14 protein-coding genes are annotated in these 15,878 nt (G+C 37.0%); 6 read left to right on the forward strand and 8 right to left on the reverse strand.

The genetic code is table 11. The annotated features are described in order from the left end of the window. Positions 1 to 6 precede the first annotated feature (6 nt). Positions 7 to 1,509, reverse strand: coding sequence for a tubulin-like doman-containing protein (locus tag PN497_RS12210; RefSeq protein ID WP_096572363.1), 1,503 nt, complete (start codon positions 1,507 to 1,509; stop codon positions 7 to 9). A gap of 3 nt (positions 1,510 to 1,512) precedes the next feature. Beyond that, on the reverse strand, positions 1,513 to 1,983 hold the full coding sequence (locus PN497_RS12215; protein WP_096572362.1) for a hypothetical protein: 471 nt from the start codon (positions 1,981 to 1,983) through the stop codon (positions 1,513 to 1,515). A 190-nt stretch (positions 1,984 to 2,173) separates the two neighbouring features. Between PN497_RS12215 and PN497_RS12220 the strand changes: the two genes are divergently transcribed. After that, positions 2,174 to 3,592 (forward strand): hypothetical protein, encoded by a 1,419-nt coding sequence (locus PN497_RS12220; RefSeq protein WP_096572361.1) that lies wholly within the window; start codon positions 2,174 to 2,176, stop codon positions 3,590 to 3,592. 296 nt (positions 3,593 to 3,888) lie between these two features. On the opposite strand, the gene PN497_RS12225 is transcribed toward PN497_RS12220, so the two are convergent. The 3 genes from PN497_RS12225 to PN497_RS12235 all read right to left on the reverse strand — a co-directional run bounded on the left by PN497_RS12225 (position 3,889) and on the right by PN497_RS12235 (position 7,936). Beyond that, positions 3,889 to 5,346, reverse strand: a complete 1,458-nt coding sequence (locus tag PN497_RS12225; RefSeq protein WP_096572360.1) for a S8 family peptidase — start codon at positions 5,344 to 5,346, stop codon at positions 3,889 to 3,891. A gap of 337 nt (positions 5,347 to 5,683) precedes the next feature. Further along, positions 5,684 to 7,156, reverse strand: a complete 1,473-nt coding sequence (locus PN497_RS12230) for a pentapeptide repeat-containing protein (RefSeq protein ID WP_096572359.1) — start codon at positions 7,154 to 7,156, stop codon at positions 5,684 to 5,686. 180 nt (positions 7,157 to 7,336) lie between these two features. Next, the gene (locus tag PN497_RS12235) at positions 7,337 to 7,936 is read right to left on the reverse strand and encodes a pentapeptide repeat-containing protein (RefSeq protein WP_096572358.1); all 600 of its coding nucleotides are present in this window, start codon (positions 7,934 to 7,936) and stop codon (positions 7,337 to 7,339) included. Positions 7,937 to 8,113: 177 nt separating this feature from the next. Between PN497_RS12235 and PN497_RS12240 the strand changes: the two genes are divergently transcribed. Next, complete coding sequence (locus tag PN497_RS12240; RefSeq protein WP_096572357.1) at positions 8,114 to 9,283, forward strand: FAD-dependent oxidoreductase; 1,170 nt, start codon at positions 8,114 to 8,116, stop codon at positions 9,281 to 9,283. A gap of 21 nt (positions 9,284 to 9,304) precedes the next feature. Here PN497_RS12240 and PN497_RS12245 read toward each other — a convergent pair whose 3' ends face one another. Continuing rightward, positions 9,305 to 9,493, reverse strand: coding sequence for a hypothetical protein (locus PN497_RS12245; RefSeq protein WP_162501827.1), 189 nt, complete (start codon positions 9,491 to 9,493; stop codon positions 9,305 to 9,307). A 75-nt stretch (positions 9,494 to 9,568) separates the two neighbouring features. Here PN497_RS12245 and PN497_RS12250 point away from each other — a divergent pair, with 75 nt between their 5' ends. From PN497_RS12250 to PN497_RS12265, 4 genes are all read left to right on the forward strand, one after another. Further along, positions 9,569 to 9,946, forward strand: a complete 378-nt coding sequence (locus PN497_RS12250) for a ribonuclease T2 family protein (RefSeq protein ID WP_242052592.1) — start codon at positions 9,569 to 9,571, stop codon at positions 9,944 to 9,946. Positions 9,947 to 10,386: 440 nt separating this feature from the next. Then, entirely contained in the window at positions 10,387 to 11,034 is a 648-nt protein-coding gene (locus tag PN497_RS12255; protein ID WP_096572356.1) for a histidine phosphatase family protein, read from the forward strand. A gap of 203 nt (positions 11,035 to 11,237) precedes the next feature. Next, on the forward strand, positions 11,238 to 12,278 hold the full coding sequence (locus PN497_RS12260; protein WP_096572355.1) for a glucokinase: 1,041 nt from the start codon (positions 11,238 to 11,240) through the stop codon (positions 12,276 to 12,278). Between the two features lie 49 nt (positions 12,279 to 12,327). Beyond that, positions 12,328 to 12,936, forward strand: a complete 609-nt coding sequence (locus tag PN497_RS12265; protein WP_409349328.1) for a hypothetical protein — start codon at positions 12,328 to 12,330, stop codon at positions 12,934 to 12,936. A gap of 343 nt (positions 12,937 to 13,279) precedes the next feature. Here the strand turns inward: PN497_RS12265 and PN497_RS12270 are convergent, their stop codons facing one another. Both PN497_RS12270 and atpA read right to left on the reverse strand, forming a co-directional pair. Continuing rightward, positions 13,280 to 14,227, reverse strand: a complete 948-nt coding sequence (locus tag PN497_RS12270; protein ID WP_096572354.1) for a F0F1 ATP synthase subunit gamma — start codon at positions 14,225 to 14,227, stop codon at positions 13,280 to 13,282. Between the two features lie 92 nt (positions 14,228 to 14,319). Next, positions 14,320 to 15,840, reverse strand: coding sequence for a F0F1 ATP synthase subunit alpha (atpA, locus tag PN497_RS12275; protein WP_096572353.1), 1,521 nt, complete (start codon positions 15,838 to 15,840; stop codon positions 14,320 to 14,322). Positions 15,841 to 15,878: the final 38 nt, after the last annotated feature.

Raw genomic sequence — 15,878 nt, forward strand, 5'->3', positions numbered from 1 at the left:
TTCTGCCTACAAACGACAGACAATATATAAAGCCTTAGCCAGTCCAAATATTCCTATTTTGGGTAAGTTGCTTATAGCTTCAGGATTTAATCGTCTTTTCAAGTCTTGTACTGTATCCCTAGATTTTTGGTTTTTATCTCGACTGTCCCCAATGATTAAATCTGATAAATAATCAGGTTTCATGGGACTATTAGCGAAATGTTTGGCATTGAATAATTGAATATTCTCGTCAGCACATTGATGAATTTGTGATAACCAGCGTAAATAATCTTGACACCAAATACTAATTATTTCTAATGCATTTTGTTGTTCAGGATCATTAAAATCAACTGATTTTTGTTGATTATTGCCAAAAACAGCTTTATCTGGAAAGAATCTAGTAAACCAAAATCCTTGAGGACTTTTTTGAAATTGTTTAATTCCAATGCTCTTACATTCTGCTAACAGTGGGGCAATATCAGCTAACCACGCAAAGACAAACCGAGTGGCATTTACTAATTCAGCAGTGACTAATTTTTGTTCAGGAATATCTCGCCAAGTGATATTTTTTAAATTCTCCCGGTTCATTAACACTACACTTTTTTGCTGGGGAGTTGTGTTTAATAAAAATTGTCTGGCGGCTAATGCTGCATACATTTCCAGAAAATGCGGATCATTACGTTGGGTGTTTTTGCCCACACTGAAAACTTTAACTGGAGATAAGTTCTGATTACCCAATAAATAGACAGTATCAAAAGTTTCTTGTGCCTGACCACCATAATAACGCAGGGCGGCTTCTGTATTTAATAAAAACTGATCAGACCGAGCATAAACTGTTTCTGAATTGTCTGCCGAACTCGGATTAAATCCAAAATAAGGTAAAACAAATAAACAACCAATATCTACTTTACTTCTGATTCTCAGGTTTTCTAACTTATTATGAATTAATCGCCCAATTGTCGGCAAGCCTGAAGCACCAGTACCGCCAAAAATTGACCCACATAAAAATACCTTTGGTCGTTTTCCCGCCCCTGTATCTGTTTGCAGTTGGTTCAGGAGTTGACCCCATGAATCATAATCTAAAGCATCAAGTTTGACTTGACTCATTACCGCCGCACCAATGGCAGGACGACCCCGAAAACCGACATCTAAATTAGCTTCTTTTTCTTCCGAAGTATAGAGAACATCAAATAAATTTCCTAATGCTGGTTCATCATCTTTGAGCAGGTTATATTCAAAAAATGAACTCAGATTTTTATTAACGCTGGTATTTGCAAAAGGCGACCATAAACCAAAGTCTCTGATTTCCGTTTTCATCCAAGGAAATTTATCAGCCAAAGTTAATTTATGGCAGTCTTGATAAATTTTCAGACTTTTTCGCGCTCGTTCTAAATTACCGTTATTTTCATCAGCATCAACAAATAATAAATTTAGGGGTTCTTCGTTAAAAAGTCCTATAGATGCTAATTGAATTATTGCTTCAATGCACTTAGCACCAGTTCCACCAATTCCAATTACATAAATTGACATTTGTTAATCTCCCATTAGTTTATGACGGATAAAAAAAGCTCCAGGGGGAATGTATTTGACGGTTTCAGGAGAACTGGTAGCGGTATTTAACCAATACAACCAGATAGCATCAAACAAGAAAAAACACATTAATGAAAATTGCGCTTCATCGCTGCGATTGATGTAAAAGACTGTAAAAGCAATGGTGAGTAAAGGTAGCAGTCCTAACAAAAACCAAATTAACAACCATTTACCCCGGCTACTACCGCCAGACTTACTCATTGCTCCCAACACACACCAAAAAATTGTGGAAAACAGACAAACACCGAACATAATCAGTGCAGCTGTGGTATAGTCAGCAGCAAGCCATGTATCCAAAGGGACTTTTTGAATGGGTATAATTTGATTTTCATATATGAGACGCTGCCCCAAAAACATCAGTACAGCACCGATCACAGTAAATATAATGATTCTGATAATCTCCCACGGATTCATTAGGCCTCCTTATAATTCCTACTGATCTAGAAGTTTGTTTTTTTGTTTAGATTTAACATTAGTAGTATTTGTTATACAATCATATTATTCTAAGAATGTCAACACAAGAAGCCGTAAAATTACTTAATAAGTATTAATTTTTGGCAACAAACCAACAAAATATTGATATTGAATAATGGAGAAAAATGACATGATGCGTATAAAATGGGCTTTTTTAGTATTAATTGCAGTTTTTTTAGTTGCTTGCAACAAAAAAGAAGAGTTAAGATGTGATATTCCCAGTGTTAATTCTGTCAATAATCAAACAGCTAGTAAGTCAGATAATCTGAATGTGGCTATTTATCTAGATGGCAGTGGTTCGATGTTAGGCTATGTCAAAGATGGGGAAACTAACTACACTAAAGCTTTAAAATCTCTCAGAACAGTATTTGAATTAACAGGGAAATTACCAGTTGAATATTATCGTATTGCTAATCCCATGCAGAAGATTACAAGTAGTGAATATTATAGTTTTGGGGCAACTTCTGTTTTTTATGATGGCAGTAACGCTAAATTTAAAGCAGTCTCTAGTCCCATAGATGCTGCTATTATTCCCTCAGTCAAAAACCAGCCAAAAATGACGGTAATAATTACCGATTTAGAACAAAATAGCGGTGATGTAACTAAATTAAATAAAAAAATCCAAGATATTTATTTTAATTCTGATAAAAAAGATTATGCTGTCGGTATTTGGGCTGTTAAAAGTGAATTTAATGGTAAGGTTTATATAGATAAAAATAATCAACTTCAAACTTTTGATTATAATTCTGGTAAACAACCAGAAAAGCTCAGACCATTTTATGTTTTGTTCATTGGACCCTACCAGGATGTGAAATATTATTTTGGTGAATTACAAAAATATAACTCTAATCAATCATTAGCTAATAGCGATATTAGTAAGTTAATGATTTTCCATCCTGATCATATCATTGAGCAAGTATCTAAATTAGAAACACTACCAACAACACCTAAAGGTATAACAAGAACTCTATCTTTAGTTAAGGATGGAGTTGCAGCTAGTAAAGTTAATCAAGGTAACTATGAACTATTACAAATAGATTCTCGTCAACAAGATAGTTTAACAATTAATTATAGTGTGGACATAGCACCGTCGGAATATAGTTTATTTGTTGATCCTAATTCCTTGAAAGCACAAGTTAAAGCCGAAAAGTTTGATAAGTTCGCTAAAAATTTTACAGCAGTTGATGCTATTTCAGCAGTAAATAGTCCCATTGAATTTAAAGATTGGCAAATTATTCCTCAAGAAAATAAATTAAATTTTACTGCTGTCATCCAACCTCATAAATTCCCTGAACCTGGTATTTATAAACTACAATTTGATATTTTGACGGAAAACCTACAAATTCCTACTTGGTGGAAAGAATGGGATTGGCAAACTAGAAGCAATGAACAAGATGGTTCAAAAACGCATAATTTAGAAGAGTTTTTTATGGCTTTGAAAATTAGAACAGAAACTATGAAAGCTGAAAGAGCAAAAAATACTGACGATAAAAATCAAACTTCACAATGGTTAGTTGGTCGCTTGTGTTATGGAATTCAGAAAAATTAAATGGCAGTAGCGAAAATTGCTCAACCTTCGACAATATCATACTTTAGACATAAATAGATAAACTTAAATTCATGGTTTTAAAAACCATAGATTTGGGTTACATGAGGTACACACTTCTCCCCTTACCAAGGGGAGGGTGTGCGATAGCGCGGGTGGGGTAATTATTAGACATCTCCGAAAATTAAATATGCGTAACCTGAAACCCATTCGTAGGGACAATTCATGAATTGTCCCTACATCTTTTTCGGAGAGGTCTATTAAGGTTTAGACTAATGTGAGAAGTACAATAGGTAAAACTAAATATAGTCTAAACTCCAAATATCCATATTTTCTAGATTCATATCATAGTCCCGTAATTCCCATCTATCTTTGCTCTCACTGTAGTAATTAAGGGTTTCTAAATTGGGAGTTTTGGCATTATAATCACCAAACCGTAACCCTAAATCTTCATTACTAATAGATACAACAACCGACGGTAATTGAGTTGATTCTGATTGAAAAGGTAAGGGAAAACTACCACCAATATTGCCAATATCAGTAGGAAATTGAGAACCAATATCAATCATATCAATAGGAAAAAAAGAATCTAAAGGCGGAAAGAAAGAAGGTAGAGAAGGCGAAGGATTTGAAGGTTGTGGTTGTTGGGGATTTGTACCATTTTCCGCCGTACTGATGATAATTTCCCGCACTTGACTTTCTGTTAAATTCGGGTTAGCACTCAGCATCAAAGCTACTACACCAGCAACGTGGGGAGCGGCCATAGAAGTACCGCTATAACTAGCATATTTATTATCAGGAATTGTAGAATAAACCTCCTTACCTGGAGCAGTCACATATTTAATTTCTTGAGAACCAGAACGATTAGAAAAATCAGTGAGTTGATTATTTTGATCTACCGCCCCCACAGCAATACCTGACTTATCAGCATAACGAGCAGGATAAGATGGTGTAGCATCGCCATTATTACCTGCGGCCATCACCACAATTACACCTTTACTGCCCGCATATTCAATAGCTGATTTGAGAGTATTATTACCAGAATTTCCTCCTAAACTGAGGTTAATAACATTAGCACCATTATCTACAGCGTAACGGATACCATTAGCGATATTTGCATAAGAACCTGAGCCATTTTCATCTAAAACTTTAACTGCCATAATTTGAGAATTATAGGCAATTCCAGTTACACCAATACCGTTATTTTCGGCGGCAATAGTTCCCGAAACATGAGTTCCGTGTCCATTATTATCTAAAACATTATTGTTGTTACTATTAAAATTCCAACCTAAAACATCATCAACATAACCATTACCATCATCGTCTATTCCATTACCAGTAATTTCTTTGGTATTTGTCCAAATATTGTTTTTCAAATCTTCGTGATTATAGTCAATGCCTGTATCTAAAACCGCAACAATGACACCTTTTCCTGTATGTCCATTTTGCCAAGCTGTGGGAGCATTTACCATGTCTGCACCCCAATTATTTCCACCCAATTTTGGAGCATCTGGATAGGGGGTTACACCAACTGCTTTACTCACTGCTTTTCCTGCATTGACTAAACCATAACCATTTTGAGAGTTATAGCTGTTTGCAGTCACATGAGACTGAATATTTGCATCTTTTGGTAAGCTACTACGATTACTCCAACTTAAACTATTGTCAATGGGAGTTGCAAAAGCATCACCTGAGTAAACAGGTGTAATGTTGATTTCCTGACGGGAGGAAAAAGAGTTAGTATTATTCAACGTCATCAGACTTTTATCCTTAAAATAATAATCTTTTTTTCGCAGTCTGAATTTTTCCAACTTTATTTTTCAAACTTTGTCAGATAAAAGTTTGAAACAACGTTAAAACTTACAGTTATTCCCCTTGGTTAAAAAATACTATGAATCCTCTCAGATAAAAAGCTAATTTGATTACGAATTCATGGTTTTAAAATCAAGCTTTGCTCACAAAAAATAAGTCATAATTTAATAACTTAAAACTAGATAAATATGATGAATTAATAACAATAAATATAAAAATCATCAACAGGTAGAATGCACCGAAAGTAGCAAAAAAGACAGTTTTAGATAATTAATTAGAGAATTAAACAGATTCTCGCCAATTAGCTGGCGCTTCGATATAATCAGGAAGGCGAGTAGTGTGATCGCCCACTGCGTTAATGATCTGTTCAGATTTCAGGTTTTTAGCACCATTTAAAATCGCCCCAGTCAGTTTAACATCATCAAGTTGAGCGCCTAATAAATTAGCACCGATGAGATTAGCTTCAGAAAGATTAGCTTCATCAAGTATTGCTTGAGAAAGATTAGCACCCATCAAATTAGCGTGATTTAAATCGGCTTCTGTTAAACTAGCTGCACTAAGGTTAGCAAAATAAATATCTGTTTGCTGTAATTTTGCAGCATTCAAATTTGCACCTTGTAAATTTGCACCATTAAGATTTGCACCATTAAGATTTGCAGCAATTAACCCTGCTAAACGTAAATTAGTTTTCCCTAATTTCGCACCTTGCAAATTAGCTAAAAATAACTTAGCACCTGATAAATTAGCAGCCTTGAGATTAGCTTGTTGCAAATTAGCTTTATACAAGTTGGCAGATTGCAAATTAACTGAACGCAAACTTGCACCAAACAAATTAGCGGAACTCAAGTTGACTCCATATAAATTGGCAAGATTGAGATTAGAACGACTCAAATTAGCTCCCCGCAAACTAGCCTTAAATAAGTTAGCTTGATAAAGAATAGAACCGATGAGTTTAGCACCATCCAAAACCGCCTCACTTAAATCCGCATTTCGCAAATCTGCACCACACACATCAGATCCCCGTAAGTCTACCCCTTGGAGTTTAGCTCCTGCTAAATCAACTCGTCTGATATCGGTATTACGTAAATCTAATTTTTGATTTTCTCGATCATGTTGAAAATTGCGTCTCCCGATCACAGTCAAAGCTGCTTGAATATCAGTACGCAGTTTCCAAGATTCTAATGGTAGAGAATAATTTGCTTGCTGTTGTCGGCGTATCCGATCACGATTGTTTCCGAAATCAATAGTCATGAAATCTTCTGGTTTTTGTACTTTCCTCTCTAGTTGTATGGGTGCATTTTCGCGGACAAACGCAGTGAGAACTTGCATAATTGTCCAATGTTCTTGGGGAAAATCTTGGGCAATTCTTTCTAAAGCATAAATAGCTCCTGTGCGCGTTTCTACCTTGTCATGTCCTAACTGGGAAATACTGCCAATAAAACGTTCTGCAATCAGTCTTTCTTGAAGAAGTTTGGTATTTTCAAGACTAATTGCTAGATTTTTCTCAGATGTAATTGCATTTTTTTCTATTGCTTGAGTTCTTTTGGCTGCATAATAAACATTAACTATGACAGCTACACCCAGAAAAACTATAGCAATAGTAGTTAATGCTTGATTTTTTTGAGATATTTGCTGTTGAAGTGATAACTTGTCAATATTAGTAGATGCGAAGACAATCAGTATCAATGACAGAAGCACAATAACGATGATAGTGATCAACCAATGCAATGTTGCATCTGTCTTTTTAGCAGACATACTAGAAAGATGCTTCACAATAATGAGTTATTACGGAGATGATAGAAGAAAACAGTATAGCATTTAGCCGCAATTTTTAGATATGTAAAATTTTATTTCACACAAAAAAAGGTAAAGATTTTTTCCTTACCCTTTCCTTTTTACCCCTTAAAACAGAAGTTTTCGCGTATATATGGTCTATTAAATAGTAAACTTCGCTTCTCGTAGATTTGCTCCCTCCAGGATAGCATCATCCAAAATTGCATCTTTTAAACTCGCTAAATATAAATTAGCTCGATGTAAGTTAGCATTAGTAAGATTTGCACCAGCTAGATTTGCTGCACTGAGAATAGCACCCTCTAGGTTAGCACCAACCAGATTTGCTTGTGATAAATTAACTTGATAAAGGTTAGTGTGTGCTAAGTTTATACCTTGTAAGTTTAGTCCCCTTAAATCTGTGTAACTTAAATCAATCTGCTCATTTTCTGGGTCTTGTTTTACGTCTCTTTTACCAATTACAATCATAGCTGATTGAATCAGTATCCGTTTGTCTACCAAGGAATCGCTAATTACTTCTTCTGGGGGTAGATTAGCTGTTTTCTCTCTGACAAAATTAGTCAGCATATCCATAATTATCCAGTGAAATTGTGGATTATCTTGCGCCAAACGTTCCAATTCATTAATTGCAGATAAACTGGTTTCTATTGTATTATTCTCCAGTCGTTGTAGAAGTTTCATTAAATAATCTTGATGAGAGTTATCGCTTTGATTATTCTTTACCTCCTTCTGAATTGCCAGCATCCAATGGATGATTTTTCTTACCAAAATACATAAAAATAATCTTGAGTTACTGGGATATTTAAAAAAATTGGCTATGAGTGGATGATTCCTCACCAACCGATGGGAATCATGATTATATTGATATTGAATCCCTGATGAGATTTATTGCAGTTTATTGCAGTTTATTGCAGTTTCCAGATGCAGCAAAATTCTCAACCAAGCCTAAAAAACCTAAAAAACCTAGTTTTGATAGGTGGTGGCCATAGTCATGCCATTGTTTTGAAACTTTTTGGTAATCAACCTGTGGCTGGAGTAAATTTGACTTTAATTACTTCAGATCAATATACACCCTACTCTGGGATGTTACCAGGACATATTGCCGGATTTTACAATTATTCTCACTGTCATATTGACTTGCCAAATTTAAGCAAATTTGCTAATGCTCAGTTATATCTTGATCAAGTAGTTGGTTTGGATTTAGAAAATAATCAGGTTTTTTGTGCTAACGGAACTGTGGTAAATTTTGATATTCTATCTCTTGATATTGGCAGCACTCCCGCTAAATTGTCTGTATCAGGTGCGGCAGAATATACAATTGCTGCTAAACCAGTTAAACAATTTTTAGAACATTGGTATAAATTACAAAATATGGTTGCTGAAAATCCTCAAAAACAGTTAAGTATTGGTGTGGTTGGTGGTGGTGCTGGAGGTGTAGAATTAGCGTTATCAATGTTGGCAGGTTTACAGAAATTAGGAATAGAAAATTTAACAGTACATTTATTTCAGCGTACTGGGGAATTAATGCCAAATCATCACCCATCTGTACGGGGAATTATGCGGGATGTTGTAATTAATAAAGGTGTAAAATTACATTTAGGTGAAAATGTCTGTGAAGTTGCACCTACAAGAGATAATCAATTAGAAATTACATCGGAATCTGGGTTAAAATTAAAATGTAATCAAGTATTTTGGGTAACACAAGCCTCAGCAGCAAATTGGGTCAAAGATTCAGGAATTGCTACGGATGAAAAAGGGTTTATTTTAGTAAATGATAATTTGCAATCTATTAGTCATCCACAGATTTTTGCAGCAGGTGATATTGCCACAATGATTAATTATCACCTACCAAAAGCAGGTGTATTTGCGGTGCGTCAAGGTAAACCACTGTATGAAAATTTGCGAAGATTGATTTTAAATAAATCGCTAAAACCCTACAAACCACAAAAAGAGTATTTAAGTTTAATTGGTACTGGTGATGGGCGTGCCTTAGCTACAAGAGGAAATTTCACCTTACCACCTCATCACTTATTGTGGCACTGGAAAGACTGTATAGATCGGCGTTTTATGGCACAATTTCGCCATGATTGAAAATTGAAAATAGTGAAAATCTTAGGGAATTTCAAATACAAAAAATATACAAATATTTCTTGTGGTGCGGGCATCTTGCCCGCTAATTATCAAGCTAATTATCAACACTGGGGCGATCGCCACTGCAACAGCCGTACTGACAACAGCCTGTGCTAGAAAAACTACATCCACTGCCACACAAAGTAGTTTACCCACAGTCAGATGGCGCATGGCCACAAGTTGGACAAAAACTTTAGGGACTTATATCGGTGCAGACACCATGGCCAAACGAGTTAAAGAAATGAGTTGGGAACAGGGAAAAAATACGGTTTTGTTTTACATGGACTTTGGCCACAATATCAACAAGGTTATCCTGCTAACTGTTCTACAGAAAAATTACCACCATTAGTTAAGCAAAAGTTTAGAGGTTTATTTCCCAATGATCGACTTTTTGATCATCAATGGCAAAAACATGGAATTTGTACGGGTAAAAAACCTATAGAATATCTGACATTAAGTAGAAATTTAAAATATTCTCTAGTTATTCCTTCAGATTATAAAAGTCCAGAGAAACCTTTTTGCACTACGATTAAAGATTTAAAGTCTACTTTTATTACTGCTAACAAAAAATGGAATGTTAATGGGATAGATCCTGTTTGTTCTGATTATGGTAGATTTTTATAAGAAGTATTTTTTTATTATTCTAAAGATGGTACCCCCGGAATTTGTAGTACAGAGATTTTAAGACGTTTTCAAAAAAGTTGTGGACATGATAATTTTTTAGTGAGAAACGTGAGATAAAATTAAAGAAATGAAATTACCGAAAATCAGGGATGGTTTAAATCATGAACTGGGGAAAATACATTCATTCAGATCCACAAATTTTATCAGGTAAGCCAACTATGAGAAGAGATAAATTAGTGGTTGATATTACAAAAAATCACTTCCTTCTTCACTTCCCTCTTCTCTTCGTGTCCTTCGCGTCTACCCTTCGGGAAATGCTTCGCATAACGTGGTTCATTAAAAAAACAAAATCATCTTCAAGATCACAAAACATAACAATTATGCCCTAATATTTAAAACATACCCAAAATACAAGCATTGATACCTGTAAAATTTGCCCCATGAGTCAAATTATTTGGATCGCCAGACACGCCAACCGCCTTGATTTTGTAAACCCTGACTGGTTTCTCACAGCCGAAAAACGCTATGATCCACCATTATCAGATGATGGCATGATCCAAGCACAACAACTAGCAAAAAGACTCAAAGGCGAAAAAATCAAACATATTTTCGCATCTCCTTTTTTGCGAACAGTGCAAACCGCCAACGCAGTCGCCGAAGCATTAGAATTAGAGATTAGACTAGAAACAGGTTTAAGTGAGTGGTTAAATCCCGCATGGATGACAGAAGAACCAGAAAGACTCTCAACCCCAGAATTAAAAGCATTATTTCCTAGAATAGACACAGGCTACACACCCCAGATAGCAGCAAAATATCCCGAAACCCATGAACAAGTGAGATATCGTTCTGCACAAACCGCTAGATGTTTAGCAGCAGAATTTTGGCCAGATGATATTCTGTTAGTAGCACATGGGGCTTCTGTGTTAGGTGCGGCAATGGGATTTGTGGGGGATATAGCTAAAGCAGAAGTTAAAGCTACATTATGTTCTTTAGTAAAAGTGGTGCGTCAAGAATCACAATGGTTGCTAGAACTAAAAGGAGATACTTCCCATTTAACTACAGTAGAGGAAGTAGTAAGATTTGTATAAGTCAGGAGTCACTGGTTCGACACTTCGAGCGCGCTCAGTGCATCGCTTCGCTCACCAACCGGAGTCAGGAGTCAGAATATTTGATTTCGAGCAATTATTTGGAAGTAAACCTGAAAAATATCAATACTGTTTACTGATAGGTAAATAATTAAAGTACAAGTCACACACAAACCAACAAACTAACAAACTAACTGATAAATTTTATGACATTACTATTAGCGGGAGATATCGGTGGCACGAAAACAATTTTACGCCTGGTAGAGTCTTCAAACTCATTAGGTTTAAAAACCTTGTATGAGGAAAGTTACCGCAGTGGAGATTTTCCTGATTTAGTGCCAATTGTCCAAAAATTTTTAGCCGCAGCGAATCTATCAACAGGCAATACATCTACACCAGAAAAAGCTTGTTTTGCGATCGCCGGACCCGTAGTACAAAACACCGCTAAACTCACTAATTTAGCTTGGTTTTTAGACACGGAAAGATTAGCAAAACAATTAAATATTCCGGCAATTTCCCTAATTAATGACTTTGCAGCCGTCGGTTATGGTATTTTTGGTTTAACCACACAAGATTTAGTCACCTTACAAGTTGGTAAATATCAACCTGATGCACCGATGGCGGTTATTGGTGCAGGAACAGGTTTAGGACAAGGTTTTTTAATCAAAAAAGGAAACCAATATCAAGTTTTTCCCTCCGAAGGTGGCCACGCAGATTTTGCCCCCCGCAATGAATTAGAATTTCAACTGTTGAAATATTTATTGTCTAAACATGATATTCAACGTGCATCTGTAGAAAGAGTAGTTTCCGGTTTAGGGATCACTTCCATTTACCAATTTTTAAGAGATAGACAAATAGACACAGAAAACCCAGAAATAGCCCAAATAGTCAGAAGCTGGGAACAAGAAGCCGGAAAAGCAGAAAAAACCGTTGATCCTGGTGCTGCTATTGGTAGTGCAGCTTTAGAAAAACGCGATCGCCTATCAGAACAAACCATACAAATGTTCGTCGAAGCTTACGGTGCAGAAGCCGGCAACTTAGCCTTAAAACTCTTACCCTACGGAGGATTATATATTGCTGGAGGCATTGCCCCGAAAATTCTGCCCTTGATGCAAAATGGGAGTTTTATGTTAAATTTCACCCAAAAAGGCAGAATGCGTTCCCTCCTCGAAGAAATACCGGTGCATATAATCCTTAACCAACAAGTAGGATTAATAGGTGCGGCTTTATCTGCTTTTAGGTTATAAATAGCAGCAACAATAAAAACCGCATCTGCGAGGGCTACAAATTATGAATATGAAATTGAATATTGAATTTTTAATACCTTTCATTACTGCCACTTTTGTTTATAGTGGGTTTATTTCTGCCGAGGTAAGTAAATCCCAACCTATAGCTACTCACAAAAAACCAAATGTTCCCGAAGTAGTGCAGTCACAATGGAAAATATTTACTCCCCCAGATAAGAGTTTTCAAGTTTTAATGCCAGTCAGACCAAACACGAAAACTCAAATTCAAAAAACCTACATGGGAGAAATAAAATTAAATATATTTGTAGCCCAACCACCGGAACAGGAAGTTGCATATTTAGTCACTTACAATGAATTTCCTTACAGCTATGCTAAGATGACTAGCCCACAACAAATATTGAATCAAGTCAAAGAAAATACCTTAAAAGCAACACAAAGCAATTTAATTAGTGAACGTAATATTCGCAGTTCCAACAGTCATCCAGGTAAAGAAATTCAGTATATAGATTCGGCTGGTAAAGTAACTACAAATAGGATGTATGTTGCTGAAGGAAGATTATATCAAGTCATGGCAATAGTTTCTAGAAAACAGCGTTCCACATTAGAAAAAACTATTACCGGATATTTAAATTCCTTTCAGTTAGTTTTGAGAAGATGATCCGATTTTAGATTTTGGATTTTAGATTTTGGATTATAAAAAATACAAAATTTCCCAATGTCTAAAAATTTCTTGTGGCATCTTGCCCGCTATTCCTTAACGGGTGACAAGGTAGTTAGCGGTTACTGAATAAAGACAAAAGCTAGATATATTAAAGGTTTGAGGCTAATAAAAAAGAAAAAGATGCCAGGATTTTGAAGGGTGTACCTGAAAAAGTGTGCATTTTGGGTCTGATAAATCTTCGTGGTTCATTCCTTCTTAAACTTCATCAAGTAATCGGCAATAGGTGATAAATAATAATCTTACCAATTCAATTACCCATCACCCATCACCAACTACCAAATTAACTAAGTGCTTCCGCACCACCCACAACTTCCAGAAGTTCCTGAGTAATAGCAGCTTGACGCGCCTTATTATAAGAAAGAGTCAAAGTGCTAATGAGTTGACCAGCATTATCACTAGCATTACTCATCGCAGTCATCCGTGCAGCAAGTTCACTAGCTGCGGACTCTTGTAAAGCTCTTAATAACTGATTGCTCAGATATAAAGGCAACAAAGAATCTAAAATTTGTACAGGGTCTTGTTCAAAAATCATGTCACGGGGTAAAGCGCGAACTGTACTAGCTACCTTTTCCCGTTCCACTTGGAACTGACCACCACGAGTAGTTAAGCGGAAAACTTCATCATCTGCGGTTTCCAAACCTTGAGTATCCAAAGGTAACAAAGTTTGCACAACAGGACGAGAACTCACCAAAGACACGAAGCGAGTATAAATTAACTCAATTCTGTCTACCTTTTCTGACAAGAACAAAGAAAGCAACTCATCAGCAATATTAGTAGCTTCTGCTGCTGTAGGAATTTGTTCTAAACCAGTGTAGTTAGCATCAATTTTGTAACCACGACGTTGGAAGTATTGAGTAGCTTTGCGACCCACGATCACAAAAGTTACATCTAAACCTTCCGCTTTGAGTTCCTTAGCGCGGTTTTCTGCACGACGGATCACGTTAGCATTGTAACCGCCACACAGACCTCTATCACCGGAAACTACCAACAAACCAACAGATTTAACTTCCCGTTTTTTCAGTAGTGGTAGGTCTACATCTTCAAACTTTAAGCGAGTTTGTAAACCAAATAATACTTGTGCCAAACGGTCAGCAAAGGGACGGGTGGCAATTACCTGCTCTTGAGCGCGACGTACTCTCGCCGCAGCCACTAGCCGCATAGCTTCGGTAATTTTTTTGGTGTTTTTGACCGACTGAATGCGATCGCGTATTGCTTTGAGATTAGGCATAATCCGATTTTAGATCTTAGATTTTAGATTTTAGATTTCAGATTTCAGATTTTAGATTTAATCCAAAATCCAAAATCCAAAATCCAAAATTGTTACGCTGTAGCTAAAAAGGTCTTCTTGTAATCAGCTAAAGCTTCTTTGAGGGCTGCTTCTTCAGCATCTCCCAATACTTTGCTGCCTTGTACTGCTGAGTAGTAGGAGTTCTTACCAGTCTTCAAGTATTCACGGAAACCTCTAACAAAGCTGGTAACTTGGTTTACAGCAATGTCATCTAAATAACCGTTAATACCAGCGTAGAGAATCGCTACTTGTTCAGCTACAGATAGAGGATCGTTTTGGGGCTGTTTCAACAATTCCCGTAAACGTACACCACGAGCTAACTGATCTTGAGTAGCTTTATCTAAGTCAGAAGCAAATTGCGCGAACGCTTGTAAGTCGTCAAACTGAGCCAATTCCAGTTTAATCTTACCTGCTACCTTCTTCATCGCCTTGGTTTGTGCCGCAGAACCTACACGGGATACGGAGATACCGGGGTTAACCGCAGGACGGATACCAGAGTTGAACAAGTCAGAAGATAAGAAAATCTGACCGTCAGTAATAGAAATTACGTTGGTAGGAATGTAAGCGGATACGTCACCAGCTTGGGTTTCAATGATAGGTAATGCAGTCATACTACCTTTACCTAATTCATCGCTGAGTTTAGCAGCACGTTCCAACAAGCGAGAGTGAATGTAGAATACGTCTCCAGGGTACGCTTCCCGTCCGGGTGGACGACGTAACAACAAGGACATCTGACGATAAGCCTGAGCTTGCTTAGACAAATCATCATAAACAATCAGGGTCGCTTTGCCTTTATACATGAAGTATTCAGCAATAGAAGCGCCTGTGTAGGGAGCTAAGAATTGTAAAGTTGCAGGGTCACTGGCGTTAGCGGCGACAACTACGGTGTAGTCCATCGCGCCTTTTTCTTGTAAAGTTTGGACAACGTTAGCAACGGTGGAAGCTTTTTGACCAACGGCTACGTATACACAAACTACATCTTCACCTTTTTGGTTAATGATGGTGTCAATAGCGATCGCAGTTTTACCGGTTTGGCGGTCTCCGATAATCAACTCACGCTGACCCCGACCTACGGGAATCATCGAGTCAATAGCGGTAATACCAGTTTGCATGGGTTCATGTACAGAACGACGTGCAATAATACCGGGGGCTGGGGATTCAATCAAACGACTTTCGCCAGTTTTGATTTCGCCCTTACCATCAATAGCGCGACCCAAAGCGTCAACAACACGACCGATTAAAGCATCACCTACAGCTACTTGAGCAATTCTACCAGTAGCGGTAACGGTGCTGCCTTCTTGGATATTGCGGCCTTCACCCATCAATACCGCACCAACGTTATCTTCTTCTAAGTTTTGGGCGATACCAACAGTACCATCTTCAAATTCTAGGAGTTCCCCAGCCATAGCTTTTTCTAAGCCATAGATCCGGGCAATACCATCACCAACTTGCAGTACAGTACCAACATTAGCAACTTTGACTTCCTTGTCATATTGCTCGATTTGTTGTTGGATAATGCTGCTGATTTCGTCAGGTCTAATTGAAATGCTCATTATGCCTATTGTTCAGTGTTCTTTCAAGACAAAAGAAG

It is taken from the genome of Sphaerospermopsis kisseleviana CS-549 (assembly GCF_028329225.1).
GTDB classification, from domain to species: Bacteria; Cyanobacteriota; Cyanobacteriia; order Cyanobacteriales; family Nostocaceae; genus Sphaerospermopsis; species Sphaerospermopsis kisseleviana.